Annotated in this window: 25 protein-coding genes and 1 tRNA gene; 13 read left to right on the top strand and 13 right to left on the bottom strand. The window is 64.3% G+C overall.

Features of this window, described 5'->3' with window-relative positions:
• Positions 1 to 2: 2 nt before the first annotated feature.
• The gene (locus IEV62_RS08905; protein WP_188446642.1) at positions 3 to 440 is read right to left on the bottom strand and encodes a DUF1465 family protein; all 438 of its coding nucleotides are present in this window, start codon (positions 438 to 440) and stop codon (positions 3 to 5) included.
• Positions 441 to 563: 123 nt separating this feature from the next.
• Positions 564 to 761 carry a YdcH family protein gene (locus IEV62_RS08900; protein WP_188446640.1) on the bottom strand — a complete coding sequence of 66 codons (198 nt, stop codon included), beginning with the start codon at positions 759 to 761 and terminating at the stop codon, positions 564 to 566.
• A gap of 177 nt (positions 762 to 938) precedes the next feature.
• Here IEV62_RS08900 and IEV62_RS08895 point away from each other — a divergent pair, with 177 nt between their 5' ends.
• Positions 939 to 1,094, top strand: coding sequence for a YdcH family protein (locus IEV62_RS08895; RefSeq protein ID WP_188446638.1), 156 nt, complete (start codon positions 939 to 941; stop codon positions 1,092 to 1,094).
• Positions 1,095 to 1,137: 43 nt separating this feature from the next.
• On the opposite strand, the gene IEV62_RS08890 is transcribed toward IEV62_RS08895, so the two are convergent.
• The 3 genes from IEV62_RS08890 to IEV62_RS18240 form a co-directional block, all read right to left on the bottom strand.
• The gene (locus IEV62_RS08890; protein ID WP_188446636.1) at positions 1,138 to 1,518 is read right to left on the bottom strand and encodes a PilZ domain-containing protein; all 381 of its coding nucleotides are present in this window, start codon (positions 1,516 to 1,518) and stop codon (positions 1,138 to 1,140) included.
• 80 nt (positions 1,519 to 1,598) lie between these two features.
• Positions 1,599 to 2,060, bottom strand: coding sequence for an RNA polymerase-binding protein DksA (dksA, locus tag IEV62_RS08885; protein ID WP_188446634.1), 462 nt, complete (start codon positions 2,058 to 2,060; stop codon positions 1,599 to 1,601).
• A gap of 727 nt (positions 2,061 to 2,787) precedes the next feature.
• Positions 2,788 to 3,393 carry a hypothetical protein gene (locus tag IEV62_RS18240; RefSeq protein ID WP_229732971.1) on the bottom strand — a complete coding sequence of 202 codons (606 nt, stop codon included), beginning with the start codon at positions 3,391 to 3,393 and terminating at the stop codon, positions 2,788 to 2,790.
• On the opposite strand from IEV62_RS18240, the gene IEV62_RS18235 reads away from it, so the two are divergent.
• The 6 genes from IEV62_RS18235 (at position 3,359) to IEV62_RS08855 (ending at position 8,864) form a co-directional block, all read left to right on the top strand.
• Positions 3,359 to 3,670, top strand: a complete 312-nt coding sequence (locus IEV62_RS18235; RefSeq protein WP_229732968.1) for a hypothetical protein — start codon at positions 3,359 to 3,361, stop codon at positions 3,668 to 3,670. The genes IEV62_RS18240 and IEV62_RS18235 overlap by 35 nt on opposite strands.
• Positions 3,671 to 3,777: 107 nt before the next feature.
• Positions 3,778 to 5,061: a serine--tRNA ligase gene (gene serS, locus IEV62_RS08875; RefSeq protein WP_188446630.1), complete on the top strand. Its 1,284-nt coding sequence runs from the start codon at positions 3,778 to 3,780 to the stop codon at positions 5,059 to 5,061.
• Between the two features lie 124 nt (positions 5,062 to 5,185).
• Positions 5,186 to 5,950: a 5'/3'-nucleotidase SurE gene (gene surE, locus IEV62_RS08870; RefSeq protein WP_188446628.1), complete on the top strand. Its 765-nt coding sequence runs from the start codon at positions 5,186 to 5,188 to the stop codon at positions 5,948 to 5,950.
• An 11-nt stretch (positions 5,951 to 5,961) separates the two neighbouring features.
• Positions 5,962 to 7,071: a M23 family metallopeptidase gene (locus IEV62_RS08865; RefSeq protein WP_188446626.1), complete on the top strand. Its 1,110-nt coding sequence runs from the start codon at positions 5,962 to 5,964 to the stop codon at positions 7,069 to 7,071.
• A gap of 120 nt (positions 7,072 to 7,191) precedes the next feature.
• Entirely contained in the window at positions 7,192 to 8,418 is a 1,227-nt protein-coding gene (tyrS, locus tag IEV62_RS08860) for a tyrosine--tRNA ligase (protein WP_188446624.1), read from the top strand.
• A 125-nt stretch (positions 8,419 to 8,543) separates the two neighbouring features.
• Positions 8,544 to 8,864, top strand: a complete 321-nt coding sequence (locus tag IEV62_RS08855; RefSeq protein ID WP_188446622.1) for a PilZ domain-containing protein — start codon at positions 8,544 to 8,546, stop codon at positions 8,862 to 8,864.
• 60 nt (positions 8,865 to 8,924) lie between these two features.
• Here IEV62_RS08855 and recG read toward each other — a convergent pair whose 3' ends face one another.
• The gene (recG, locus tag IEV62_RS08850; protein ID WP_188446621.1) at positions 8,925 to 10,985 is read right to left on the bottom strand and encodes an ATP-dependent DNA helicase RecG; all 2,061 of its coding nucleotides are present in this window, start codon (positions 10,983 to 10,985) and stop codon (positions 8,925 to 8,927) included.
• A 72-nt stretch (positions 10,986 to 11,057) separates the two neighbouring features.
• Between recG and IEV62_RS08845 the strand changes: the two genes are divergently transcribed.
• A complete protein-coding gene (locus IEV62_RS08845; RefSeq protein WP_188446619.1) occupies positions 11,058 to 11,324 on the top strand; it encodes an FAD assembly factor SdhE in 267 nt (88 codons plus the stop codon).
• A gap of 137 nt (positions 11,325 to 11,461) precedes the next feature.
• Positions 11,462 to 14,914, top strand: a complete 3,453-nt coding sequence (mfd, locus tag IEV62_RS08840; protein WP_188446617.1) for a transcription-repair coupling factor — start codon at positions 11,462 to 11,464, stop codon at positions 14,912 to 14,914.
• Between the two features lie 13 nt (positions 14,915 to 14,927).
• Here mfd and IEV62_RS08835 read toward each other — a convergent pair whose 3' ends face one another.
• On the bottom strand, positions 14,928 to 15,275 hold the full coding sequence (locus tag IEV62_RS08835) for a hypothetical protein (protein ID WP_188446615.1): 348 nt from the start codon (positions 15,273 to 15,275) through the stop codon (positions 14,928 to 14,930).
• Between the two features lie 220 nt (positions 15,276 to 15,495).
• Positions 15,496 to 17,484 (bottom strand): putative bifunctional diguanylate cyclase/phosphodiesterase, encoded by a 1,989-nt coding sequence (locus IEV62_RS08830; RefSeq protein ID WP_188446613.1) that lies wholly within the window; start codon positions 17,482 to 17,484, stop codon positions 15,496 to 15,498.
• Between the two features lie 115 nt (positions 17,485 to 17,599).
• Here IEV62_RS08830 and moaA point away from each other — a divergent pair, with 115 nt between their 5' ends.
• Both moaA and IEV62_RS08820 read left to right on the top strand, forming a co-directional pair.
• Complete coding sequence (moaA, locus tag IEV62_RS08825) at positions 17,600 to 18,595, top strand: GTP 3',8-cyclase MoaA (protein WP_188446611.1); 996 nt, start codon at positions 17,600 to 17,602, stop codon at positions 18,593 to 18,595.
• Positions 18,592 to 19,371 (top strand): NAD kinase, encoded by a 780-nt coding sequence (locus IEV62_RS08820; RefSeq protein WP_188446609.1) that lies wholly within the window; start codon positions 18,592 to 18,594, stop codon positions 19,369 to 19,371. The genes moaA and IEV62_RS08820 overlap by 4 nt, the downstream gene beginning before the upstream one ends.
• Before the next feature lie 21 nt (positions 19,372 to 19,392).
• Here the strand turns inward: IEV62_RS08820 and IEV62_RS08815 are convergent.
• A tRNA-Asn gene (locus tag IEV62_RS08815) sits at positions 19,393 to 19,467 on the bottom strand.
• A 240-nt stretch (positions 19,468 to 19,707) separates the two neighbouring features.
• Here IEV62_RS08815 and IEV62_RS08810 point away from each other — a divergent pair.
• Complete coding sequence (locus IEV62_RS08810; RefSeq protein WP_188446608.1) at positions 19,708 to 20,319, top strand: CC0125/CC1285 family lipoprotein; 612 nt, start codon at positions 19,708 to 19,710, stop codon at positions 20,317 to 20,319.
• A 22-nt stretch (positions 20,320 to 20,341) separates the two neighbouring features.
• On the opposite strand, the gene IEV62_RS08805 is transcribed toward IEV62_RS08810, so the two are convergent.
• Entirely contained in the window at positions 20,342 to 21,220 is an 879-nt protein-coding gene (locus IEV62_RS08805; RefSeq protein WP_188446606.1) for a LysR family transcriptional regulator, read from the bottom strand.
• Between the two features lie 114 nt (positions 21,221 to 21,334).
• Here IEV62_RS08805 and IEV62_RS08800 point away from each other — a divergent pair, with 114 nt between their 5' ends.
• Positions 21,335 to 21,742 carry a hypothetical protein gene (locus IEV62_RS08800; protein ID WP_188446604.1) on the top strand — a complete coding sequence of 136 codons (408 nt, stop codon included), beginning with the start codon at positions 21,335 to 21,337 and terminating at the stop codon, positions 21,740 to 21,742.
• Between the two features lie 48 nt (positions 21,743 to 21,790).
• Here IEV62_RS08800 and secA read toward each other — a convergent pair whose 3' ends face one another.
• From secA to IEV62_RS08785, 3 genes are all read right to left on the bottom strand, one after another.
• Complete coding sequence (gene secA / locus IEV62_RS08795; protein ID WP_188446602.1) at positions 21,791 to 24,523, bottom strand: preprotein translocase subunit SecA; 2,733 nt, start codon at positions 24,521 to 24,523, stop codon at positions 21,791 to 21,793.
• Positions 24,524 to 24,610: 87 nt separating this feature from the next.
• Positions 24,611 to 24,871 (bottom strand): hypothetical protein, encoded by a 261-nt coding sequence (locus IEV62_RS08790; protein WP_188446600.1) that lies wholly within the window; start codon positions 24,869 to 24,871, stop codon positions 24,611 to 24,613.
• Between the two features lie 60 nt (positions 24,872 to 24,931).
• Positions 24,932 to 25,555, bottom strand: a complete 624-nt coding sequence (locus IEV62_RS08785; protein ID WP_188446598.1) for an energy transducer TonB — start codon at positions 25,553 to 25,555, stop codon at positions 24,932 to 24,934.
• Between the last annotated feature and the right edge of the window lie 89 nt (positions 25,556 to 25,644).

The following is a 25,644-nucleotide window of genomic DNA, read 5'->3' as shown; positions in this document are numbered from 1 at the left end:
CCTTAGAAGGCCATCGCCAAGCGGTCGTGCATCGATCGCACGGGGCTGACGAACGCTTCTGCCTCGTCGGCTTGCGCATCGTCGAGCCGCGCGACGCGGCGGTGAAGATCGGCACTCGCTTCGATCAACTGGCGCGCCGCAGCGGGCATCGCCGAAAGTGCTGCAGGCTCGCTAAGCGGGGCAGACCCGAGCCGTCGTGACGGGTCGAGCGCCTCGCGCGGCGCCATCTCACCCGCGTCGACCGCGCGTTGCGTCAGCAGCCAGGCGATGACGTGCATCAGCCGCGTCGTCACCTTCAGCGATTCGCAGCTGAACGCGACGCGCACAAGTGGATCGAGCGCCTCGCGATCGCTGCGCCCGCCTTCGTCGAAATAGCTCCGCGCCTCATCGGCCAGCACCATCGCGTCGATGTAGAGCGTGTCGATGACGCGTCGTTGCATCCGTGAATCGTAGCGTTGGCCCCTCATTCTGGTTACGTCCCACAAACACAGCGCTAACGGTATAGCCGTCTCAGCGACCAACAGCAGAAAACTGTCCCAATCCGATGCATATCGGCATCCGGTTTAAGCGATGATGTCGGGGATCAGCTGATCCTCGAACATCGCGATTTCATCGCGTAACCGCAATTTGCGTTTCTTGAACCGCGCGAGCTGGAGCTGGTCGGGCGATCCCGCCTCGATCAGCGCCGCGATCGCCGAATCGAGATCGCGATGTTCCACCCGCAATACCTCCAGGCGTTTGGCAATCAGGCTGTCGTCCATAAGGTCCCCACTCGATGCGCCGGCCCATAGCAAAACACGGAGGTTGAAACCGCATAAAATCGGCCCGTCGCACGATTGCGCTGGCATGTCGCGTGTCGGCGAATCGGGGGGAGACAATTAACCGCAAGCGTGTTCTACTCACTCCCCCAAGCAGTACATGAAGGAGGTACGCATTCCATGCAGACCGCGCATCAATCGGCCCTGACGGCCAAGCATGCAGTCCTCGATCGCCAGATCGCAGTCGAAACGCAGCGTCCGCTGCCCGACGCCGTGACGCTTGCAGAACTGAAGAAGCAGAAGCTTCGACTCAAACAGGAATTGATGCAGATTTAGCGGATCGCGCAGGTCCGGGCGCATTGCGCCCGGGCCGAAGCCGTCAGCGCTGCGTGCGCGTGAAGATCGGTTTGACGAACGTTGGCGTATGCGCCCCCTGCCCGACTGGCTTGCGCGCAAGCATTGGATCGATCTGACGATCGAACGCTACCCCGATACGACCCGCCGCCGACCAGGCGATTTGGCCGCAAACCCAACCAATACCCCGCACGTCGACTTCGACGCGCTGTCCCTGGGCGAGGCCGTCGGGAAATTCCGCCATCAACCCGCCTTGCGACAGGTTCCGGACACGCACCGGCCGAGCGTCGGTTTCACCACAGACACGAAGATCCGCCATCAAAAACAGGCTGTCGCGCGCGACCTGACGGTTGTGTGCCGCGTTCTCGATCGCGGAGTCAAAAGGATCGTTCGGAAATTGGTCCATCGCGTGAATCTTACCGGTCTCCGTTCCGGCTTCCCATAACAGCCCAATCGTGTCGAACTGCTTAAGGCACGGTGCGCACTTCAGTCCTCGCGCGAAATTTTTTCGTGGCGCTCGTGGCGTTCCTGCGCTTCGACCGTCATCGTCGCGATCGGGCGCGCCTCCAGACGGGCGAGCGAAATCGGTTCGCCGGTGACTTCGCAATAGCCATATTCGCCTTCGTCGATGCGGCGAATCGCCGCCTCGATCTTGGAAATCAATTTTCGCTGGCGATCGCGCGTGCGCAACTCGATCGACCAGTCGGTCTCGCTCGATGCGCGATCGGTCAGGTCGGCTTCGCGCAGCGTATCGACTTGCAATTGCGACAGCGTCCCCGCCGCCTCGCGCAGGATCGCTTCTTTCCACGCCTGCAGCTTGGCGCGGAAATAGGCCTGCTGCCGCGGGCCCATAAAGTCTTCGTCCGCGCTTGGCCGGTAGCCATCGTCGCCAACCGGCGGCATCGGAAACTTCTCGGATTCTTCCAATCGATTCAAGACCGTTGCCATCCCACTATCTCCCATCGGTCGCGCGACGCTTTGCGCGCCTCTGGACCGCCCCCGGTGCCAACTCCCTGACGAGCGGGCCTATAGCCATGCGATCCGCGCTCCACAAGCAATCCTGACGCCTTATTGCATCACTTTCGATGGACCGCAGCCGTGCTGGCGCCCTGTCGATTCTTCGAGCACGCTCGCCACATGCCATCCGGGGGACAACACATGGGGGGCCTAGGTGCAAAGCCGTCCCTGAACCGCTGTATCATAATGAAACGTTAACCTTACCAAGGATCGGGACCAATCGGGGAAACCAGCGAAGTATCTCTAAAGTTTGGTTAATGCACTTGCACTTAATGATTTGTTGGGCACTTTGGCGGATAGCGGCGGAATGGCCGAAGTAATCGGGGCTTTGCCTGAAACGGCGGCAGTAGCGAGAGAGTAAACTTATGTCGGTGCGGATGGCCTTAGCCAAACTTTGTGCCTGCGCGTGCGGCGGGGCCGTCATCGGCGGTGGCGCCGTGCATGTCGCAGACGGTGCCAAGGCGCGCAGCGGCTACACGCACAAAGCAACCAAGCGAATCGTTCGACGGACGACAACGGTGGCCGCACGCGGCGCAACCGGCGTGCGCGTTCGCCGAGTCGTGACGCAGACTCGCACGGCGGCACAACCGCAGGTGGTGGTGGTCACCACCCAAGGCGCACCGATCCCGCTTCCACCCGCCTTCGTGCCCTCGGGCGGTTATTCGGGCGGTGGCGGCGGTGGCGGTGCGGCGGTTGTCGGCGGCGGCGGGTTCGGCGGCGGCGGCGGCTTTTTCGCGGGCGGCTTTTTCGGCGGCGGCGGCGGATCGGGCGGTGGCAGCATCGTGATCTCGTCGACCTCGACCGGGTCGTCGAGCGGTTCGGGGTCCGGGTCGAGCTCGGGATCGAGCGGCACGGTAATCAACATTTCTTCGGGCGGATCTAGCACTTCGACCTCGACGGGCGGGTCCTCGACCAGCGGCGGATCGACCTCGACCGGTGGCTCCTCGACCTCGACCGGCGGATCGTCGAGCGGATCGGTGAGCAGCACCTCGTCATCGGGCGGAAGCGGTGGATCGTCGACCAGCACTGGCGGCGCGACCGTATCGAGCACATCCTCGACCGGTGGGTCCTCCTCGGCCTCGGGCGGATCGAGCGGCAATGTCTCTTCGGCATCGGGCGGCAGCAGCGGCAACGTATCATCGTCGTCGAGCGGGAATGTGTCGTCCTCGTCGGCGTCGAGCGGGAATGTGTCGTCAGCCTCTTCGACCAGTTCGAGCTCCAGCGGCAATGTGTCGTCCTCGGCATCGACCTCGTCGAGCGGCAATGTCTCCTCGGCCAGTTCCTCCAACGGATCGAGCACCAGCTCCTCGGCCAGTTCGAGCAGCTATGGGTCGAGCAGCTATGGCTCGTCGACCGGTGGGTGGAGCTCGAACGGCGGCTATGGCTCAAGTGGTCATAATGGCAGCTCGGGCAGCACCGGGTCGAGCGGCGGCCCGCCTGCCCCGGTCCCGGCACCACCGATGGTGCTGCTGTTCGGCGCGGCAGCAGCCGCGCTGGTCGCGCGCAAGCGCTTTGCCAAGCCGACCACCGTCAACGCCTGATCGGCGTCACACGCTTCTCGACCGGCTCCCGCGCGGCAGCACGGGGGCCGGTCTTGCGTTGAGTACACCGGGTTGCACGTCGGCCAGCGCAACGGCATAGCCCGGTCATGCACGACATCCGCTTCATCCGCGAAAATCCCGCCGCTTTCGACGCTGCTCTCGCGCGACGCGGGCTCCCCGCGATCGCCGCCGAATTGGTCGACCTCGACGAGCGCCGCCGCGCGCTGTCGACCGAGGCGCAAGTCGCCCAGGCGCGGCGCAACGAAGCCTCCAAGGCGATCGGCGCGGCAAAGGCAGCGAAGGATGAAGCGACCGCGGCGCCGCTGATGGCCGAAGTCGCAACGCTCAAGGAACGGCTCCCCGCGATTGAGGCTGAGGAGAAGGATGTTGCGGCGCAGCTCAAGGCCGCGCTGAACCTCATCCCCAATCTGCCCGCCGACGATGTGCCGGGCGGCGCGGGCGAGGAAGACAATGTCGAAGTCGCGCGCTGGGGCACGCCGCGCGCTTTCGATTTTTCACCCAAGGAACATGCCGACCTCGCCCCGGCGCTCGGCATGGATTTCGAGACCGGCACGCGGCTTTCCGGCGCGCGGTTTACGTTCCTGCGCGGCGACATGGCGCGGCTGCACCGCGCGCTCGGCCAGTTCATGCTTGACGTGCAGACGCGCGAGCATGGCTATACCGAGTGCAACCCGCCGGTGCTGGTTCGGGACGAAGCGATGTACGGCACCGACAAACTGCCGAAGTTTGCCGAGGACAGCTTTCGCACGACCGACGACCGCTGGCTCATCCCCACCAGCGAAGTCTCGCTCACCGCCAGCGTCATGGGCGAGCTGCTCGACGAAAGCGCGCTCCCGCTACGGCTCACCGCACTCACCTTGTGCTTCCGCTCCGAGGCGGGTGCGGCGGGGCGCGACACGCGCGGCTTTATCCGCCAGCACCAGTTCGAGAAATGCGAGCTGGTCAGCATCGTCCGGCCCGAGGATAGCGAGGCCGAGCACCAGCGCATGGTTCGCGCCGCCGAGACGATCCTCGAACGTCTCAACCTGCCCTATCGCAAGCTGCTGCTGTGCACCGGCGACATGGGCTTTGGCGCGCGCAAGACCTATGATCTGGAGGTCTGGCTGCCGGGACAAAGCGCGTATCGCGAAATCAGCTCGTGCTCGAACACCGGCGCGTTCCAGGCGCGGCGGATGAACACGCGCTACCGTGTCGCGGCTGAGAAGAAGACCGAGTTCGTCCACACGCTCAACGGCTCCGGCCTCGCGGTTGGGCGCACTCTGGTGGCGGTGCTTGAGAATTATCAGAGTGAAGACGGCAGTGTCACCGTACCGGAGGCATTGATGTCCTATATGGGCGGTATCGACCGGCTGGAACCGATCAACAAGTAACGCCGTCACCCCGGCCCTGTGCCGGGGTCCACGGTGCCTCAAGCAAAACCGCCCGCCCCAAGCCCGTTCGCTTGCCTCCCGGTGGACCCCAGCACAAGGCCGGGGTGACGAAAGGATAAGACCGATGCGCATCCTGCTCACCAACGACGACGGCTATCACGCGCCGGGCCTCAAAATCCTCGAAGCAATTGCCGCGCAATTCTCCGACGATGTGTGGATCGTCGCGCCGGCCGAGGAGCAATCGGGTGCAGGGCATTCGCTGACGCTCAGCCGCCCGATCCGCGTGCGCAAACATGCCGAGAAGCGTTTCGCCGTCGCCGGCACACCGACCGATGCGGTGATGATGGCGCTCGCCAAGATCATGCAGGATCACACGCCCGATTTGATCCTGTCGGGCGTCAATCGCGGCGCGAACCTCGCCGAGGACGTGACCTATTCGGGCACCGTCTCGGCCGCGATGGAGGGGGCGCTGGCGGGTGTGCGCTCGATCGCGCTGAGCCAAGCGTACAATCGCGAGGGGCTGGGCGACACCGTTCCCTTCGACGCCGCCACCGCGTGGGGTGAACGCGTGTTGCGCCCGCTGATTGCTGCGCCGCTCGAACCGCGCACGCTCGTCAACATCAACTTTCCGGCAGTCGCGGCAGATGCGGTCAAGGGCGTGCGGATCGCGCAGCAAGGCTTGCGCGATTACGGGCGATTGCAGATCGTCACCAATCGCGATCCGCGCGGCTATGACTATCACTGGTTCGCGCTCGGGCCGACGGTCGAGACACCGGCGCATTCGACCGATCTCGAGGCGGTGGCCGATGGCTATGTCGCGGTGACCCCGCTGCATCTCGACCTGACACATCGCCCGTCGCTCGCTATGCTGGGGGCATTATACGGGTGAGGGGGACGGGCATGGACGAGCGGAGCAGGACGATTTTTGGTTTTTTCCTCCTGATCCTGACGCTCGGCGGCTGCATTCCCAATCCCGATCGACCGCAACGCGGCTATGATCCGCGCGACGACCAGCGGCCCTATGAACCGGCGGGCGGGCGGCCCTACGATGCGCCGCAAGACCCGTATGAACCGCGCCGGATCGACGATGGCGTCTCCGCCCTCCCCGCCCCGCCACCGGCCTGGCAAGCGCGCCCGGTCACGCCCGACGCCGAGACGATCGGCGCCAGCAGCTATGTCGTGCGCCCGGGCGACACGCTGCGCGCGGTCGGCGACCGCACCGGCGCCGGATCGGAAGCGATCGCCCGCGCCAACGCGCTCCCCGCCCCGTTCGTGATCCGCGCCGGCCAGCGGCTGGAGATTCCCGGCGGGCGCTATCACCTCGTCCGCGCCGGACAGACCGGGATCGCGATTGCGCGCGCCTACGGTGTCGACTGGTCGCGGATCGTGGCTGCGAACGATCTTGCCGAGCCCTATATCCTACGCGTCGGGATGCGCGTGCTCATTCCGGGCAGCGTGGGCGGCAGCAGCGCGGCGGAACGCGCCGCCGCCTTCCGGCTCGATATCGACGACATCGTGACGGGCGGCGAGCCCGCGCTCGCGGCGAACGATCGCCCGGTCAAGCCGAGCGCGTCGCCGCGCCGCGTGCTGTCCGCCACGCAAGCGATTACCGAGCCGAGCCGCTTGACCAGCGGCTTTGCCTGGCCAGTGCACGGCCGCATCGTCGCGCGCTTCGGGCCGAGTGGGGCGACCGGCGAAAAATATAACGGCGTGAAGATTGCGGTGCCGCTCGGCACGCCGATCCTGGCGGCGGCCGACGGCGTGGTCGCTTATGCCGGATCAGGCGTGCCCAATCTCGGCGGGCTGGTGATCGTCAAGCATGGCGATGGCTGGACCACCGTCTACGGCCATGCCAGCCAGTTGCTCGTTCAGCGCGGACAATCGGTCCGGCGCGGTCAGACGATCGCGCTATCGGGCGATTCGGGCGTGGCGGACCGGCCCGAGGTGCATTTCGAAATGCGCAAAGGGCGTTTGCCGGTCGACCCGCAGCGGCAATTGCCGGGGATTTAACGCTCATTCCGCTTGTGACTCCCCTCCCGCTTGCGGGAGGGGCTGGGGGAGGGCATGTGAGGGGCGAGCAAGACAGCCCTCCCCTAACCCCTCCCGCAAGCGGGAGGGGGAGAAGATATCATGACCGAGCACACCTCCGATCTCCTCCGCCTCCTGTCCGAGCGCGGCTACATCCATCAACTGACCGATGGTGCCGCCCTCGATGCGCTCGCCCTCAAGCAAGTGGTGCCCGGTTATATCGGCTTCGATGCGACCGCGCCGTCGCTGCACATTGGCAGCCTCGTCCAGATCATGATGCTGCGCCGCCTGCAGCAGGCCGGGCACAAGCCGATTGTGGTGATGGGCGGCGGCACGACAAAGGTCGGCGATCCGTCGGGCAAGGACGAGTCGCGCAAATTGCTCGACGATGCCGGGATCGCCGCGAACATCGCGTCGATCCGCCGCGTGTTCGAACGCTTCCTGACTTTTGGCGACGAGCCGACCGATGCGATCCTGATCGATAATGCCGAGTGGCTCGACACGCTCGAATACATCCCATTCCTGCGCGATGTCGGGCGGCATTTCACGATCAACCGGATGCTGGCGTTCGATTCGGTCAAGCTCCGGCTGGAGCGCGAACAAGCGCTGACCTTCCTCGAATTCAACTATATGATCCTGCAAGCCTATGATTTTCTCGAATTGTCGCGCCGCGTCGAATGCCGGTTGCAGATGGGCGGATCGGACCAATGGGGCAATATCGTCAACGGGATTGAACTCACCCGTCGGATCGACGGCGTCGAAGTGTTCGGGCTGACCACGCCGCTGATCACCACCGCCGATGGCGCGAAGATGGGCAAGACCGCCAGCGGTGCGGTGTGGCTCAACGAAGACCAGCTATCGAGCTACGATTACTGGCAATTCTGGCGCAACACCGATGATCGCGATGTCGGGCGTTTCCTGCGGCTGTTCACCGATCTGCCGCTCGACGAGATTGCCAGGCTGGAGGCGCTGCCGGGTGCCGAGATCAACGCCGCAAAGGTTGTGCTCGCCAATGAAGCGACGGCGTTGTGCCGCGGCGATGCGGCGGCGCGGGACGCGGCGGAAACCGCGCGGCGCACCTTTGAGGAAGGCGCCGCCGGCGATGCGCTCCCGACCTTCGCGGTTTCGGGCAGCATCGGCATTGTCGATGCTCTGATCGGCCTCGGCTTCGCCGCGTCCAAGGGCGATGCCAAGCGGCTGATCAAGGGTGGGGGCGCGCGGATCGGGGCAGCCAAGGTGAGCGACGAAACGATGATGATCGTGGTCGGCGACGATCCCGTCCGCCTCTCCGCGGGGAAGAAACACCACGGATTGCTCGTTCGCGACTAACCCTCGAACATTCTTTTTGAAAATCTCAGAAAGTAGAGCGCGGTAACCCCTTGTTAAGCGGCTTCGTTGCGAGCTGCTTCATACCCCTGTCGTACTTTTGGATGGCCGAACAGAGGGGTCTGACAATGGCAATGGCACTGGCTTTGCCGGTCACGGACAACCGTGCGCTGGCGCGAGACGAAGTTCATTACCGCGCACGGGCGTTCGGGCCCGATGCGCGTCCGGTGTCGCTGCTGATCGTCAATCTCTCGGCGATGGGGCTGATGGCCCGCGCGGACGTTGCCTATGCGGTGGGCGAACGGTTGCGCATCACCTTGCCGGTGGTCGGGGTCGTCATCGCTGAACTGCGTTGGTCGCTCGGCGGGCGGATCGGCTGCGAACTCGACCAGCCAATCGATCTCGCCGATTATTACGATGTGCTGGCGGTGATGCTGAAGGCGCGGTGATCTTCCCGCGAGGCGGTCTTGAAGAAGAATGATCTTTTTTTGGCCTTCGGCCCGTCCCGCTCACCCCGAGCGCAACAACGCAACCCCGGCATCGCGCTCGAACAGATAGAGCGCGGTTCGCGCCGCTTGGCCGCGTGGTCCCTCCAGGCCGCCGTCGCGGTCAATCAGCAGCCGCGCATCGTCGGTCGCGACGGGCAGCAGCGTGCCGAGCATCTCGGGCGTCGCAAGCCGGAACCCCGCTTCGCCCGATTGCCGCGTCCCGAGCAATTCGCCCGCCCCGCGCAGCCGCAAATCCTCCTCCGCAATGCGGAAGCCGTCGGTTGTCTCCCGCATCAGCGCAAGCCGCGCGCGCGACGTCTCGCTCAAGGCCCCGCCCCGGATCAGCAGGCAATTCGACTTGCCCGAGCCGCGCCCGACGCGCCCGCGCAATTGGTGGAGCTGCGCCAGCCCGAAACGATCGGCATGTTCAATCACGATCAGGGTAGCATTAGGAACATCGACGCCGACCTCAATCACTGTCGTGGCGACCAGCACGCCGATCTGGCCAGCAGCGAACGCCATCATCACCGCGTCCTTTTCGGCGGGCTTCATGCGGCCGTGGACCAGCCCGACGCGATTGCCAAAGCGCGCGCGCAGCGTCTCGGCGCGTGCCTCGGCGGCGGCCATGTCGCTTTTCTCGCTTTCCTCAACGAGCGGGCAGACCCAATAGGCCTGGCCCTCATCGGACAGGTGCCGCCCAAGGGCATCGACGACATCGCCGAGCCGGTCTTCGGAAATGACGCGCGTCTCGATCGGCTGGCGGCCGGGCGGCATTTCGTCGAGCTGGCTCACATCCATCTCGCCGTAATTTGCGAGCGTCAGCGTGCGCGGGATCGGCGTCGCAGTCATCGCCAGCAGATGCGGTGCGGCCTTGGCCTTGGCTTGCAGCATCATGCGTTGCGCGACACCGAAACGGTGCTGCTCGTCGACCACGACCAGCCCGAGGTCCTTGTATCCGACCGCCTCCTGAAAGATCGCGTGCGTGCCGATCAGGATATCGATCGTCCCCGCCGCGAGCCCCATCAGCGTCGCCTCGCGCACCTTGCCCTTGTCGCGCCCGGTCAGCACCGCGATTTCGACCGGCAGCCCCGCCAGCATCCGCCGCAGCGATTCGTAATGCTGGCGCGCAAGAATTTCGGTCGGGGCGAGCAACGCCGCCTGTGCGCCCGCCTCGACCGCGGTCAACATCGCCAGCGTCGCAACCAGCGTCTTGCCCGATCCGACATCGCCTTGCAGTAGCCGCAGCATCGGCTGTGCCTGTGCCAGATCGCCCTCGATCTCGCGCACCGTCCGCGCTTGCGCACCGGTCAGCGCATAGGGCAGCCGCAACGCCTCGCGCAGCTTGCCCGTCGCCGCGAGCGCCCTGCCGCGCCGCGCGCGCGACGATTGTCGCACCAGCATCAGCGCAAGCTGATTGGCGAAAATCTCGTCATAGGCGAGGCGTTCGCGCGCGACCGTGTCGGAGGGATCGGCATGAATCCGCGCCAGCGCCTCGCGCCACGCCGGCCATTGCTGCTTGGCAAGCAGCCCCGGCTCGATCCACTCGGCGAGCGACGGCGCACGCTCGATCGCTTGCGCGGCGAGCTGGGCCATGCGTTTGGAGGTAAGTCCCTCCGACAGCGGATAGATCGCCTCGCGTTCGGGCGTGTCGCCCGCTTCCTCGAGCGGCAGGACATAGTCAGGATGCACGATCTGCAATTCCTGGCCGTAGTGTTCGAGGCGTCCCGAGACACGGCGCGGCTCGCCGATCGGCGCGAGCTTCTTCGCCCAGCCCGCATGCCCGCCGAAATAGACCAAGCTGACATAATTGCCGAATGTGTCGGTCGCCTGCACCCGCGTCGGCCCGCGCCCGTTGCTGGAGCGATACGATTGCGCGGTAAGGGTAATCGCGATGATGCGGCCCGCATCGGCCATATCGAGCTCCTCGCGTGGCACGCGATCGACCCAGCCGGTCGGCAAATGGAACGCCACGTCGACGACGCGCGACAGCCCGAGCCGATCGAGCGGCTTGGCAAGGCCAGGCCCGATGCCCTTTAGCGCCGTCACTTCGGCGAACAATGGATTGAGGATATCGGGTCGCATGACTATCTGGGGAGCAATAGCCCCAGCCGACGGTTGCTCCAAGCGCCGCCGGCCAATTGTCGTTGGAAATATATGGACCGCGAAATCCGCCTGAAACGCCTCCGCTTCCGCGCCTGGCACCGTGGCACCAAGGAAGCCGATTTGCTGATCGGCGGGTTTTTCGATGCGCGCTCAGCGGGGTGGAGCGAGGCCGAGATTACGTTGGTCGAGGAGCTGCTCGAGGAACAGGACGTCGACATCATGGCGTGGGCAATCGGGACGGCGGTCCCGCCCGAACGCTATGTCGGCTCGATCGTCGCGGCGTTGAAGACGCTGAACTACGTGCCGATCGCGGAGTAACCAAACTCCCTCTCCCCTCCGGGGAGAGGGCCGGGGAGAGGGGCAGTAACGCGCACGCCCTTCCATGACTGCCCCTCTCCCGCGCTTCGCTTCGCTCGCTTGCCCTCTCCCCGCAAGCGGGGAGAGGGAAATCAAGAATGCCCGACCTCAACAAGATCCTTACCGCCAAGACCCCCCTGACCCTCGCCGGTGTCCCCGCCGGGTTCGAGCCGTGGCTGCTCGCCGATCTGGCGCGCGCCGCCAAGACCCGCGCCGTGTTCATCGCGCCCGACGAAGCCGCGATGCGCGCAATCGCCTCCACCGCGCCGACCTTCGCGCCCGAACTGGAAGTGCTGACATTTCCCGCCTGGGACTGTCTGCCGTACGATCGCGCCTCCCCGACGCTTCGCGTGATGGCTGAACGCATGGCCACGCTGCACCGCTTGCAGCAGGTGCCGAAAGGCCCGCAGCTCCTGCTCACCACGGTCAATGCCGTCGCGCAGCGCACGCTTACCCCGTTTCGCATCCGTCAGCTCGTCGCGCGCCTCGCCCCCAAAGAGCGAATCGGGCGCGACCGGCTTGCCGCGCAATTGCAGGCGAACGGCTATGTCCGAGTCGAGACCGTCGCCGATGCGGGCGAATTTGCGGTGCGCGGCGGGCTGGTCGATCTGTTTCCGAGCGGCGAGGAGCAAGCGCTCCGGCTCGATTTCTTCGGCGACGAAATTGAAAGTGTCCGCACCTTCGACCCGGCCGATCAACGCACCACCGGGCGGATCGACGGCTTCGTGCTGCTGCCAGCGTCCGAAACGCTGATCGACGAGGACAGCATCAAGCGCTTCCGCGCGCGCTATCGTGAACGATTCGGCGCGACCGCGACTGGCGACCCGCTCTATCAGGCGATCAGCGACGGGCGACGGCTGGCGGGGATGGAGCATTGGCTCCCGCTGTTCGAGGACAAGCTCTCGACGTTGTTCGATCATCTGGGCGATGACGCGGTGATGCTGCGCGATGCGGGCGCGGTCGCGGCGGCCGAGGCGCGGTTCGAAGCGATCACTGATTATCACGGCAACCGCGTCAAGGCGCAGTCGAGCGACCCCGGCAGCTACCGCCCGCTCCCCGCCGACGCACTGTATCTGACCGCGACCGATCTGGCCGACCGGCTCGAGCGTGCGCCCGCGCACCGCATCACCGCCTTCCACGAACCTGAAAGCGCGACGGTGCTCGATTTCGGCGTCGACGGACCGCGCGATTTCGGCGCGGAGCGCGCGAACAGCGTAAACGTCTATGAAGCGGTGGTCCATCACCTCAAGACGATTCAGCGCGACGGGCGCAAAGCGGTGCTCGCCAGCTATTCGACCGGCGCGCGCGAGCGGCTGGCGGGCTTGCTGGGCGATCACGGCGCGACGAACCTCAAACTGGTCGACACGTGGCAGCAAGCGCTGGGTGCGGGTGAACGCAGCGTCGCGCTCCTCGTCCTGCCGCTCGACCACGGCTTCTCCAGCCCGCAAGTCGCGCTGCTGACCGAGCAGGACATGCTCGGCGACCGGCTGGTGCGGCGCGCAAAACGCAAGAAATCGGCCGATGCGTTCCTGGCCGAGCTGGCGATGCTCACCCCGGGCGATCTCGTCGTCCATGCCGATCACGGCATCGGCCGCTATGAGGGACTGACCTCGATCCCGGTCGGTCACGCGCCGCACGATTGCGTCGCGCTGACCTATGCCGGTGGCGACAAACTGTTCGTGCCGGTCGAAAATCTTGAAGTGCTGACCCGCTACGGCTCGGACAGCGATGGCGCGAGCCTCGACCGATTAGGCGGCGAAGCGTGGCAGCGCCGCAGAGCGAAGATGAAGGAGCGCATCCGAGAAATCGCCGGTGAGCTGATTGCGACCGCCGCCGAACGCGCGCTGCGCCCGGCCGAGACGATCGAACGTGACAGTGGCTATTCGGCGTTCGTTGACCGCTTCCCGTATGAGGAAACCGAGGATCAGGATCGCGCGATCGAGGATGTGATGGCCGATCTGGCCAAGGGTACTCCGATGGACCGGCTCGTCGTCGGCGATGTCGGCTTCGGCAAAACCGAAGTGGCGCTTCGTGCCGCCTTTGCCGCCGCCATGTCGGGCCAGCAAGTCGCGATCGTGTGCCCGACGACGTTGCTTGCGCGCCAGCATTTCAACAATTTCACCGCGCGCTTCGAAGGCTTCCCGCTCAATGTCGGGCGCTTGTCGCGGCTCGTGCCGACGGCGGAGGCGAAAGCGACCAAGGAGGGCCTGACCAACGGCCAGATCGACGTGGTCATCGGCACCCACGCGATCCTCGCCAAGGGGATCGAGTTCAAGCGGCTCGGCCTCGTCGTGGTCGATGAGGAACAGCGCTTCGGCGTCACCCACAAGGAGCGGCTGAAGGGCCTGAAGACCGACGTCCACGTCCTGACGCTGACGGCCACGCCGATCCCGCGTACGCTGCAAATGGCGATGTCAGGGATTCGCGAGCTCTCGGTGATCCAGACCCCGCCAGTCGATCGACTCGCGGTGCGGACCTACATCATGCCGTGGGACCCAATCGTGCTGCGCGAGGCGTTGCTGCGCGAACATTATCGCGGCGGGCAAAGCTTCTTCGTGACACCGCGGATCAAGGATCTCCCCGATATCGAGGACTTCCTGACAAAACAGGTGCCCGAAATCCGCTACGTGGTCGCGCACGGGCAAATGGCGCCAACAGAGGTCGAGGAGCGCATGTCGGCGTTCTACGACAAGAAGTTCGAGGTTTTGGTCTCGACCACGATCGTCGAATCCGGGCTCGATATTCCGAGCGCCAACACGATGATCATCCACCGCGCTGACCGCTTCGGGCTGGCGCAGCTCTATCAGCTGCGCGGGCGCGTCGGGCGCGCGAAGACGCGGGCTTATGCCTATTTGACCACGCCTGAGAACCGCATCCTGAGCGAAACCGCCGAGAAGCGGCTCAAGGTGCTGTCCGATCTCGACACGCTCGGCGCGGGCTTCCAGCTCGCCAGCCACGATCTCGATCAGCGTGGAGCGGGCAATCTGCTTGGCGACGAGCAATCGGGACATATCAAGGAAGTCGGCTACGAACTGTACCAGTCGATGCTGGAAGAGGCGATCATGGACGCCAAGGCCGGTGGCCAGCGGTTGCGCCCGAAGGATTTCTCACCCCAGATCACCGTCGATGCGCCGATCCTGATCCCGGAGGATTACGTTCCCGATCTCGATTTGCGGATGGGCCTGTATCGCCGCCTCAACGATGTCGAGGACCAGAACGCGCTCGAGGCCTTTGCCGCGGAAATGATCGATCGCTTTGGGAAACTGCCCGATCCGACCGACAATTTGATCCGCATCATCGAAATCAAGCTCAACGCCAAGAAGGCGGCGGTCGCGAAGATGGATGTCGGGCCCAAGGGTGCGCTGGTCACCTTCTTCGACAACAGCCCGCCGAATATCGAGGGTCTGCTCGCCTGGGTCGCGAAGCTCGACGGCGTCGCGCGGTTGCGGCCCGACAGCAAGCTGGTGGTGACGCGCAGTTGGGGCGATCCCAAGGCGCGGCTGCACGGCGCGTTGCAATTGTCCAAGGGGCTGGCGAGGGCGGCGGGGTAGGCGTCCGATGAGGTCAGGAATAATAGTGCTGACTCACCCTCGCGCGCCACTTGAGAAATACTTCTCGTAACGCGTCCTGCTCGACCGGGTCGACTTCCTTTTTTAGCTCATGAATGAAAACATCAGTGACCCCATTATCAAAAACTCCTCCGCTAACACCCGTTTCTTTGAATATTAAAAGAGGAAGATTAAGACCAAACAGAATCCCCGCCTCAAGATGATTCCATGCTGTCGGAATTAGCATCTTGTTTTGCATATTAATTTCAGCAGATTTCTCGGTTCCAGGTTTTATAATTCCCTTTTCGACTTCTATCTGTCCAAATCCTAAGATAACTCCACCGGAACAGTGTTTGGCGATCACCGCCACTTCCTTCAAAGGAAAATCCGTAGGATAGTCTTACCGACCCAGCGCACGCGGTTCAAGTCGCATCTCGTCCAAAAGATTGATTATGCGCTGCCTCTGCGCGTCTTGCTCACTGTTCAGCGTCGTTGCGTACGAAACAAAGACCGGTATTTTCATATGCCACCATCGCGTTAGAACTCGTATCTCCACGTATACACCACGTTGCACGACATGTTGGCTACTTTTCCAAGAGAAGGCGTAAAAGTACTTCTGTGGTCACGGCCTCCGAACACAAGAACCCTTGATAGATCTGGCACCCTTCCTTCGCCAGCGCCTCGAGTTGCGCGTCGGTCTCGACCCCTTCCGCAATCACCGTCAGCCCGAGCGAGCGCGCCATGTCGATCACGCCGCGCACCACGATCCGGTCGCGCGGAGATCCGGTAATGTCCTGCGCCAGTTTCTTGTCGATCTTCAGATAATCGAGCGGCAGCGCTTTCAGATACGCGAGGCTCGAATAGCCCGTGCCGAAATCGTCGATCGCAATCCGGCATCCCGTCCCGCGCAGCACCGACAACAGCGTCGAGGCGATGCTAAGGTCCTCGATCAACCCACTCTCGGTGATTTCCAGCGTCAGTCGGTTGCGCGGGAAACCACTGGCATCGACCCGGTCGAGGAACAAATCGGCGAACCCCGGTCGCGCAATGTCGGCGGCGGTCAAATTGAGCGCGAGCCGCACGCCAGCCAGCGCCGCTGGCCACGCCGCGGCCTGCGCCAGCACCAGCTTCTGAATATGGTCGGACAGCCCGATTTCGAGATCGGCGCGTGCCGCGGCGGCAAACAATGTCTCCGCCCCGATCGACCCGAGCACCCCGTGTTCCCAGCGGGCCAGCGCCTCCACACCAACGATCGCGCCGCTGGAGACAGAGACTTGCGGCTGGAACAGAATGCCGATTTCGCCGCGTTCCATCGCGCGATTGAGATCGACCGCGAGCCGGTCGATCGGCGCACTCCCGCTTTCCGCCCTGCTATCGGCAAAGCGCATGGTCGCGCTGTCGGAATCGCGCGCCTCGGCCAACGCCTCGCTCGCGCGGCGCAGCAGGGTGGCCGCGCTGTCGTCGGCAAGCGCCTCGGCCAGACCGATCCGGCAGCCGAGTACCGCGATCGATTCGCCCGTCACAAACGGCCGCGCGAGTTCCCCGACAATCCGCTCGAGCGCAAGGTCGATGCGGGTGCGCAGCGATGTTGCAGCAACGACAAAGGTCGATCCGCTCATCCGCGCGATCAAGGCATCGCGACCCAGCACTTCATGGACGACATCGTCGATCCGCTTCTGCGCCGACCGCAGCAGCGCATCGCCCGCCGCGCGGCCATAAGCGGTGTTGACCATGTCGAAACGGTTGAGCGCGATCAGCATCGCGTGCAGCGGCACCACCTCCGCATTCGCCAGCCGCCGCGTCAGCCAGCGCCGCGCGCTTCCGGCATCGCGCGCGCCGGCCAGCGCCTCGCGCATCTCGGCGGCGGGCTCGGGCGCACTGCCGAGCGGCTCGACCACCGCATCGATGTGTTGTGCCGCCATGTCGAGTTGCAGATGCTGCACGACCCGCCCCATCCCCGTGGCATCGTGCGCGAATGCCGTAGCCGGGCGCGCGGGGGTCATCCGTCGCAACGCCGCCAGCGCTGCGGCGCGGTCGCCAGGATCGAGCCGGCGCAGCAAGGCGCGCGCACCGGATTCGTCTTCGATCCCGAGCAAGGCCGACAGCCCCGGCGTCAGGATCAAAAGGCGCGTGGCCAAATCGTAGCGCCAGCCGAGCGGCGCGAAGGCCGGCCCCGCCTGCCATTCGCGCGCCATCCGTTCGGCATGCCGCGACGCGAAGCGCAGCGCCTGGAGCAACTCCGTATCGCTGAACGGGCTCGCCAGGAAATGCGTCGCGCCCGCATCGTACAGGGCCGCAATCGTCACGGTCTCCCCCCGGGAGACCAAAGCAAGCATCGCGCCGCCATTTGCCTCGACCGCGCCGCCCAGCATCGTTGCCGCCGCCAGCCCGTCGCCGGGGGCGCCGCGCGCGTCGATCACAGCGACCGCGGCCCCGCTGGAAAGAAAACGCCGCTCGGCCCCACCTATGCGGCGCGCGGCGACGACTTGCCATCCGGCGCCCGCCGCCAGCGACGCCAGCTCATCGCGTTGCCGAAAAGACAGGATGAACAGCGGTGCTGGGGCGGCGGTCATGGCGCAACCCTAATGCGGGACGGCACGTTAAAGAAGAGGCACGCAATCGACCCGGTTAATCGGCCCTATTAATGGCCCTTGTTACCGCCGACACGAACGCTTAGCTCCACACAGCATGGACATTGGCCCCGCCCTCATCGACCGCCACGGCCGCACGATCAGCTATTTGCGAATTTCGGTGACGGATCGCTGCGACTTGCGTTGCCGTTATTGCATGGCCGAACAGATGACGTTCCTGCCCAAAGCGGCGGTGCTGAGCCTAGAGGAAATCGCGATCATCGCCGAACGCTTCATCGCGCGCGGCATCACCAAGATCCGCCTCAGCGGCGGCGAGCCGCTGGTGCGGCGCGATGTCGGGCAATTGGTCAAGCGCCTCGGCCTGCATGTCGGCGCCGGGCTCGACGAACTGACGATGACGACCAACGGCAACGCGCTCACCGAGCATGCCCCGGCTTTGGTGGCGGCGGGGATGCGCCGGATCAACGTCAGCCTGGATAGCCTCGATCCTGATACGTTTCGCTACATCACGCGCCACGGCGATGTGGCGCGCGTGATCGGCGGCATCCGCGCCGCGCGCGACGCAGGGCTCGCGGTCAAGATCAACATGGTCGCGCTGAAGGGGCTGAACGAGCAGGAAATCTCCCCAATGCTGCGGTGGTGCGTCGAGGAAGGCCTCGATTTGACGCTGATCGAAACGATGCCGCTGGGCCAGATCGACGAGGATCGCACCGACCGCTTCCTGCCGCTGACCGCGGTGTTCGACGATCTCTCAAGCAACTTCGCGTTGATGCGCGACACCTATCGCAGTGGCGGACCGGCCCGCTATTGGCGGGTTGCGGGGACGGAGACGAAGCTCGGACTTATCTCGCCGCTTACGGGCAATTTCTGTGACACTTGCAACCGCGTTCGGCTGACCACGGAGGGCGTGCTCTACACGTGTCTCGGTCATGACGATCAGGTCGATCTGAAAGCGATCCTGCGTGGCGAAGGTGTTGGCGGGCTTGATGCCGCGCTCGACGCGGCGATGCTGACCAAGCCGGCGCGGCATGATTTCGACATCTCGGCAACGGCACCCGCCGTCGCGCGCCATATGAGCGTCACTGGCGGATGACTCTGCCGCAACGCCGCGCGCTGGTTGCCTCCCCGACGCCGCCCGCACAGGCGGCAGCGGCAATGCTCGCCGACGCACATGACTGGGTCGCGCCGCAGGATGCCGAACTGATCGTTGCGCTCGGCGGTGACGGTTTCATGCTGCAGACGCTCCACGCAATGCTCGAACGGCGCAAACCCGTCGTACCGGTATTCGGGATGAACCTCGGCACGGTCGGATTTCTGATGAACGAATGGCGGGCGCACGGGCTCGATACGCGGCTCGAACGCACCAAGCCGTTCAAGGTCGTCCCGCTGGCAATGACCGCGGTAACGGTTTCCGGTGAGACGGTCTCGCTGCCGGCGATCAACGAAGTCTCGCTGCTGCGCGAAACGCGCCAGACCGCGCATTTGGAGGTCACCGTCAACGACCGGATCGTCTTGCCCGAACTGGCGTGCGACGGCATTTTGGTGGCGACCCCGGCCGGCTCGACCGCGTACAATCTGTCGGCGCAAGGCCCGATCCTGCCGCTCGGGTCCAACATGCTGGCCCTGACGCCGATCAGCCCGTTCCGCCCGCGGCGCTGGCGCGGCGCGATCCTGCCCGACAAGGCGCGGATTAGCTTGCGCGTGCTCGACCCGGCCAAACGCCCGGTCAGTGCCGTCGCCGATCAGCGCGAAATTCGTGATGTCGCGTTCGTGGAGATCGTGATCGATCGTACACGCGAGCTGACGTTGCTGTTCGATCCCGAACACGCCCTCGACGATCGCATCACGATGGAGCAATTCGTCGCTTGAGGGCGGTGAGGATTTCCGCCGTGGCTCCCTGAGTAGGATTCGAACCTACGACCAAGTGATTAACAGTCACCTACTCTACCGCTGAGCTATCAGGGACCATGGCGATGGCGGGGCTATAGCAGCGAGTTTCGCGAACGCGCAAGGCCCGTTTTTCTCTTTTCGAAATCAACGCTTGGCCGCACGATTTCCGCCGCCCGTCACCCTGCGTTCATGTGTGGCGAGATACTGTTTTGCCAGTACATCACGATCGCCGGAGCCTTGCGCACGATCGTTCGTTCTGCGCTTTATGGATTGTCGGCACGGTATGCCGCACAGGCCGAGTCATTGGAGACCGAAATGCCGCTACCTTCCCCCACCTTGCGCAAGACGCTGGCCGTCGCTCTTGGCGCGACGACCTTGCTGATCTCGGCATGCGCCACCGAATCAACCTATCGCCCTGCCGTCGGCCGCGGTTTCGAACGATCGGGCTATAGCGATCGCCAGATCGAAGAGAATCGCTTCATGGTCAGCTTCTCCGGCAACAGCTACACCTCGCGCGAGACGGTCGAGAAATATCTGCTGTACCGCGCGGCCGAGCTGACGGTGCAGCGCGGCTTCGACTATTTTGTCTTCGTGGACCGTGATGTCGATCGCCGGTCGCGAACCTACTCCACCCCACGCTTCGGCGGCGGATTTGGCGGAGGCTTTGGCTATGGCGGCGGCTTTGGCGGCGGCTATTGGGGCCCGAGCTGGCGCTATCGCGGCCGTGGCTTTGGCTGGCGCAGCTGGGACCCGTTCTTCGGTGACCCCTTCTTCGATCGCGGCGTCGATATCGACACGATCGACAAATATGAGGCCAATGCCGAGCTGATCGTCGGGCGCGGTCCCAAGCCCAAGGATAACATCCGCGCCTTCGACGCGCGCGACGTGATCAAGAACCTCGAACCAACGATCGTCCTGCCGAAATAAGGCTGCGCGCCGCCGCTCCAGGTTACGCCCCGGAGCGGCGGTCACCGGCAAAGCTCGCCACGATCCAGTCATAGGTCGCTGCGATTGGCGGCACCTGTCGCAGGTCGCGGTGAACGACCAGCCAGGCACTGCGCGGCTCCAACGCCAAAGGCGATGGCATTTCGACCAGCCCGACCGCGACGGCATCGCGCCGCGGCAAGATCGCGATGCCGAGCCCGGCGATTGCGGCGTTCAACAGGCCGCGCGTGCTCCCCGTCCGGAGCACGACGGCGCGGGCCAGCCCCACTTGCCCGGCCCACAAATATTCGGGCATGCGACCATAGCTGTCGTCATACGTAAGAAGCCGTTCCTGCGACAGATCGATCGCGCTGACCGCGCGCCCGGCTAGGTAGGCCGCGCTGGCGAACAACCCCAGATCGATCTGACCGATCTTGCGGATCAACAAGCTGTTCCCCTCCGGTCGCGACATCCGAATGGCGAGGTCGGCATCGCGCGCGGACAAGCTGATCAGATGTGCCTGGGATTGCAAATCGACGCTAACCGAGGGTGATGTGGCGAACAGCCGCCCCAAGGCCGGGGCCAGCCGTTCCGCAATTACGAATTCGGTCGCAGAAACGGTCACCGTTTCCCGAACAGCGGGCAGCCGGGCTGCGGTCGCGGCGAGCATGATCCGCTCCGCCCCCTCAATTTGTGCGCGCGCCAGCGTGGCGATTCGTTCTCCCGCCGCGGTCAGCCGTGCGCCCGGCTGGGCGCGGTCGATCAAGCGCGTCTGGAGCAGCGCCTCGAGCGCGTCGATCCGGCGGGTGACGGTCGATACGGCGACTGCGCGACGACGCGCCGCTTCGGTAAAGGAGCCGCTGTCCACGACGTCGAGCAACCAGCGAAGATCTCGGCTGTCCATCGCCCTAACATGCTCTCCCCTTGCGAAAGCCGCAACGTCGAATTGCATAGCTTGCGACTGACGCAAGGGCGGTCGGCGTCCTATCTCTCGTGTCGCAACCGCAGGAGAGACCCAATGCGCCCGATCATCTTGTTCGCTGCCCTATCGCTGATCGCATCGCCGCTCGCCGCGCAGACCGCCCCGCCGCCTGCACCAAGCGCCGACACGCCGGTGGCAGTTCTCGTCTCGATTCCGATCCCGGCAGGCGTGCCGCGCACGGCGATCGCAGACGGCATGGCAAAGGCGGTGCCGCAATATCGTGCGGTGCCCGGCTTGGTGCGCAAGCTGTTCACGATCGGCGACGATGGCGGCTTTGGCGGGATGTACCTGTTCCGCACGCGCGCCGCCGCGCAAGCTTGGTTCAACGACGCGTGGTTCGCGCGCGTCGCCAAGACCTATGGCAGCACCGGCAAGGTCAGCTATTACGACGTGCCGGTGGCGCTCGACAATGCGCCGCTGCCGGAAAGCGTTGCGGCGAAATAACCGTTCGACCGGCGCCGCGTCCGCGCGGTGCCGGTTACAAGCGCGGACTTATACCGCGCCGTGACAATGCTTGTATTTGCGACCCGATCCGCATGGGCATGGCGAATTGCGGCTGACGGTGCCTTCCCACGCCGCCGGGTCCTGGCCGATCGCGCTGCCATCGGGTTGTGGGATCGATAGCGGCGGCAAGCGCGTGGTGATGAAACCGCTACCGGCATCCCGATCATTCGTATCGTCGTCGCCACTGAACGGGTCGAAGTGCGACGTGATGAAATCGGGCAAGCTCGGCAGCGCCGGCGCTTCCTCGATCTGGAACTGTGCGAAGGCGATCGTCCGGGTAACATCCTCGCGAATGTTGGTCAGCATCCGTTCGAACAGCGAAAACGCTTCCTGCTTATATTCGTTAATCGGCGTCTTCTGCGCATAAGCGCGCAAATGCACGACCTGGCGCAGCGCATCGAGAGTCGCGAGATGCTCCTTCCAATGATGATCGAGATTCTGCAGCAGGATCGACTTTTCGACGCGAATCCAAGTTTCCGGATCGAGTGACGCGGCCTTTTCGCCGACCATTGCGTCGGCCATTTTCTGGACACGGTCCTCGATGATCTCGGGATCGATCGCTTCTTCCTGCAACCACGCTTCGATCTGCGGCTCGATATTGAGCGTCTCCGCAAGCCCTGCCTTCATCCCGGCAATGTCCCACTGCTCGGGGTAAGTTCCCGGCGGGCACGCACCACCGACGATCGTATTGACCGTCTCGGCGCGCATATCCTCGACCACGTCGCCGACGGTATCGGCATCCATGATATCGGCGCGCTGTTCATAGATCACCTTGCGCTGATCGTTCATCACGTCGTCATATTCGACGACCTGTTTGCGGATGTCGTAGTTGCGCGCCTCGACCTTTTTCTGCGCGGTCTCGATCGCCTTGGACAGCCACTTGCTGCCGATCGCCTCGCCATCGCCGATGTTCGAGCGCATCATCTTTGCGAACAGCGTGTCCGGCCCGAAAATGCGCAGCAAATCGTCGTCGAGGCTGAGGTAGAAGCGCGAAAGGCCCGGATCGCCCTGGCGACCGGAGCGGCCACGCAGCTGGTTATCGATGCGGCGGCTCTCATGCCGTTCGGTGCCGAGCACGAACAGCCCGCCCGCCGCCAGCACTTCGGCCTTTTCGACCGCGATCTGCGCCTTGATCCGGGCGACTTCGGCGTCGCGCGCGGGCCCCTCGGGCATTTCGGACAGCTCATCCTCGACCATGAATTCGAGGTTACCACCCAGCTGAATGTCGGTGCCGCGCCCGGCCATGTTGGTGGCGATCGTAACGACGCTCTTGCGGCCGGCCTGCGCGACAATATGCGCCTCGCGCTCATGCTGGCGTGCATTGAGCACCTCATGCTTGACGCCTTCCTTGACGAGGAACTCGCTCAGCAATTCAGACTTTTCGATCGATACCGTGCCGACCAGCACTGGCTGGCCGAGATCGGCGTGATGCTTGATCTTCTTGGCGATGGCGGCGAATTTATCCGCAGTGTCCTTGTAGAATTCGTCTTCTTCATCGACGCGCTTGACGCCGACGTTGGTCGGGATCGTGACCACGTTCATTTTGTAAATGTCGTAGAATTCCGCAGCCTCGGTCGCCGCCGTACCGGTCATGCCGCTGAGTTTGGGGTACATGCGGAAATAATTCTGGAAAGTGATCGACGCCATCGTCTGGTTCTCGGGCTCGATTTCGACGCCCTCTTTCGCCTCGATCGCCTGGTGCAGGCCGTCCGACCAGCGCCGACCGTCCATCATGCGGCCAGTGAATTCGTCGATGATGATGACCTTGTCATCCTTGACGATATAATCGGTATCCGCCCGGAACATCATATTCGCGCGCAACGCCTGGTTGAGGTGATGCACGACCTGTGTATTCTCGAAGTCATAGAGGTTGGCGCCCTCGAGCAGCCCGGCGGTCTCGAGCATCCGCTCGACCTTTTCGGTGCCGTCCTCGGTCAGGATGATCGACTTTTGCTTCTCGTCCTTTTCATAATCCTCAGGCGCGAGCTCCTTCACGACGAGATCGACCGAGCGATAGAGGTCGGATTTGTCGTCGGTCGGGCCGGAAATGATCAACGGAGTGCGGGCTTCGTCGATCAGCACCGAATCGACCTCGTCGACGATCGCCATCGCGAACGGCCGTTGGACCATCGATTCGCGGTCATACTTCATATTGTCGCGCAGGTAATCGAAGCCGAATTCGTTATTCGTGCCGTAGGTGATGTCGGCGGCATACGCATCGCGGCGCTGCTGGTCCGACAGGTTGGGCACGATCACGCCCACCGTCATGCCGAGGAAGGTGTACACTTGCCCCATCCACCCGGCATCGCGCGCGGCGAGATAATCGTTTACCGTGATGACGTGGACGCCCTTGCCCGGCAGCGCATTGAGATAGACCGCAAGCGTCGCGACCAGCGTCTTGCCCTCGCCGGTGCGCATCTCGGCGATTTCGCCGCGGTGGAGCACGATCCCGCCGACCATCTGCACATCGTAATGCCGCTGGCCGAGCACGCGTTTAGCAGCCTCGCGCACCGTCGCGAACGCCTCGGGCAGCAAAGCGTCGAGCGTTTCGTCTTCGGCGAGCCGCGCGCGGAATTTCACCGTCTGCGCGGCAAGCTCCGCGTCGGACATCGCTTGCATCGTCGGTTCGAACGCCCCGACCTTGTCGACGATCGTGCCGAGCGATTTGACATACCGGTCGTTCGACGACCCGAAAAGCGATTTGGCAATGCCGCCGAGCATAAGGATTTCCTGAAATAAAGAGCTGTGGCCCGCGCGCAGCGCGGTGCCGAAGGAATCGAGGATGGAAGCGCGGTTAGCGCCGCCCGATCAAGCCCGCAGGCGATCCAGGTAGAGGCGTGGGGCAGCAACCAAGATCGCCGGGACATCCAACGCTGCGAAACGCGAAACGATGCCGAACGCACCAAGCAAATGTGCATGACCTGCCGAGCGTAAAGCTACGACGACGGTCGCACGCTGAATGGGGGTCGCGTGCGCGCGCCGCGCGATCTGTACATCTGCCGGCCGCACGCCGACGACCGCGCCGGTTAGGGCGGTCAGCAACGCGGAGAGGAGCAGAAGGAACGGCATGACTGTCTGTGATCTAGGGACTAACTGGGCCCGCGTCTAGCGGTCGACGCAACCCTTTGCTCACTCCGGCAATTGCCAGACAATCCTCCGTCGCCACGTCGACGGCAGCGCGACCCCGGCGGCATTACGGGCCGGGAAAAAGCGCGCCCGGGTCAGGCCGAGACGACAGGTCGCCTGGTCGAGCTCTGCGACGCCGCTACTTTTGGTCACAAAACATCCGATGACCGTGCCGCTCGCATCGATCTGGAGTTTCATCGCAACGGTGCCGTGCTGCCCGGTGTTGAGCGCTGCCACCGGATAGTCGTCCGACGTGATCCACGCCGCCACATCGCGAGCGATCGGGCCGTGCGGAACGGAGAGTGGGACTTGCGGCAGCGAGTCGGCTGTCGAGGCCGGGACCGAAGTGAAGGGAGCAGGCGTCGGGTTCGGGCGTGACATCGCCTGACGCGCCTGTGCGATCATTCTGCCGAGCGATTCCGACTCCGTCGCGATTCCGATCGACAGCAAGACGATCGCGGCCATGCCCAACCCGGCGCAGATCATCAACATCAACGCCTCGCGGCGCTTGCCCTCACCGAGCATGAGCCGGTTCCGCACAAGCGCAACGAAGCGACGGTGGATCACACAAAGCCCGCTCGCGCTGAGCGGCGCGACCAAGACTTGCGAAAGACGGCTTTGTTGCATAACGTCGCGAGAGCATAACCGCGCTTTTACTTGAAGATGTTATGAGAGGCGGACGGTCACCGGTGTTCCTATTTCGGAGAAGCGATTCA

The sequence above is a fragment of the Sphingomonas psychrolutea genome, assembly GCF_014636175.1.
GTDB classification, from domain to species: Bacteria; Pseudomonadota; Alphaproteobacteria; order Sphingomonadales; family Sphingomonadaceae; genus Sphingomonas; species Sphingomonas psychrolutea.
The sequence above is the reverse complement of the archived record's forward strand: the minus strand, read 5'-3'. Positions and strand labels throughout refer to the sequence as shown.

Bases quoted from the DNA above. Each gene is read 5' to 3' on its own strand.
- IEV62_RS08905 (WP_188446642.1), bottom strand. From the start codon at position 440: ATGCAACGACGCGTCATCGACACGCTCTACATCGACGCGATGGTGCTG.
- IEV62_RS08900 (WP_188446640.1), bottom strand. From the start codon at position 761: ATGGACGACAGCCTGATTGCCAAACGCCTGGAGGTATTGCGGGTGGAA.
- IEV62_RS08895 (WP_188446638.1), top strand. From the start codon at position 939: ATGCAGACCGCGCATCAATCGGCCCTGACGGCCAAGCATGCAGTCCTC.
- IEV62_RS08890 (WP_188446636.1), bottom strand. From the start codon at position 1,518: ATGGACCAATTTCCGAACGATCCTTTTGACTCCGCGATCGAGAACGCG.
- dksA (WP_188446634.1), bottom strand. From the start codon at position 2,060: ATGGCAACGGTCTTGAATCGATTGGAAGAATCCGAGAAGTTTCCGATG.
- serS (WP_188446630.1), top strand. From the start codon at position 3,778: ATGCACGACATCCGCTTCATCCGCGAAAATCCCGCCGCTTTCGACGCT.
- surE (WP_188446628.1), top strand. From the start codon at position 5,186: ATGCGCATCCTGCTCACCAACGACGACGGCTATCACGCGCCGGGCCTC.
- IEV62_RS08865 (WP_188446626.1), top strand. From the start codon at position 5,962: ATGGACGAGCGGAGCAGGACGATTTTTGGTTTTTTCCTCCTGATCCTG.
- tyrS (WP_188446624.1), top strand. From the start codon at position 7,192: ATGACCGAGCACACCTCCGATCTCCTCCGCCTCCTGTCCGAGCGCGGC.
- IEV62_RS08855 (WP_188446622.1), top strand. From the start codon at position 8,544: ATGGCAATGGCACTGGCTTTGCCGGTCACGGACAACCGTGCGCTGGCG.
- recG (WP_188446621.1), bottom strand. From the start codon at position 10,985: ATGCGACCCGATATCCTCAATCCATTGTTCGCCGAAGTGACGGCGCTA.
- IEV62_RS08845 (WP_188446619.1), top strand. From the start codon at position 11,058: ATGGACCGCGAAATCCGCCTGAAACGCCTCCGCTTCCGCGCCTGGCAC.
- mfd (WP_188446617.1), top strand. From the start codon at position 11,462: ATGCCCGACCTCAACAAGATCCTTACCGCCAAGACCCCCCTGACCCTC.
- IEV62_RS08830 (WP_188446613.1), bottom strand. From the start codon at position 17,484: ATGACCGCCGCCCCAGCACCGCTGTTCATCCTGTCTTTTCGGCAACGC.
- moaA (WP_188446611.1), top strand. From the start codon at position 17,600: ATGGACATTGGCCCCGCCCTCATCGACCGCCACGGCCGCACGATCAGC.
- IEV62_RS08820 (WP_188446609.1), top strand. From the start codon at position 18,592: ATGACTCTGCCGCAACGCCGCGCGCTGGTTGCCTCCCCGACGCCGCCC.
- IEV62_RS08810 (WP_188446608.1), top strand. From the start codon at position 19,708: ATGCCGCTACCTTCCCCCACCTTGCGCAAGACGCTGGCCGTCGCTCTT.
- IEV62_RS08805 (WP_188446606.1), bottom strand. From the start codon at position 21,220: ATGGACAGCCGAGATCTTCGCTGGTTGCTCGACGTCGTGGACAGCGGC.
- IEV62_RS08800 (WP_188446604.1), top strand. From the start codon at position 21,335: ATGCGCCCGATCATCTTGTTCGCTGCCCTATCGCTGATCGCATCGCCG.
- secA (WP_188446602.1), bottom strand. From the start codon at position 24,523: ATGCTCGGCGGCATTGCCAAATCGCTTTTCGGGTCGTCGAACGACCGG.
- IEV62_RS08790 (WP_188446600.1), bottom strand. From the start codon at position 24,871: ATGCCGTTCCTTCTGCTCCTCTCCGCGTTGCTGACCGCCCTAACCGGC.
- IEV62_RS08785 (WP_188446598.1), bottom strand. From the start codon at position 25,555: ATGCAACAAAGCCGTCTTTCGCAAGTCTTGGTCGCGCCGCTCAGCGCG.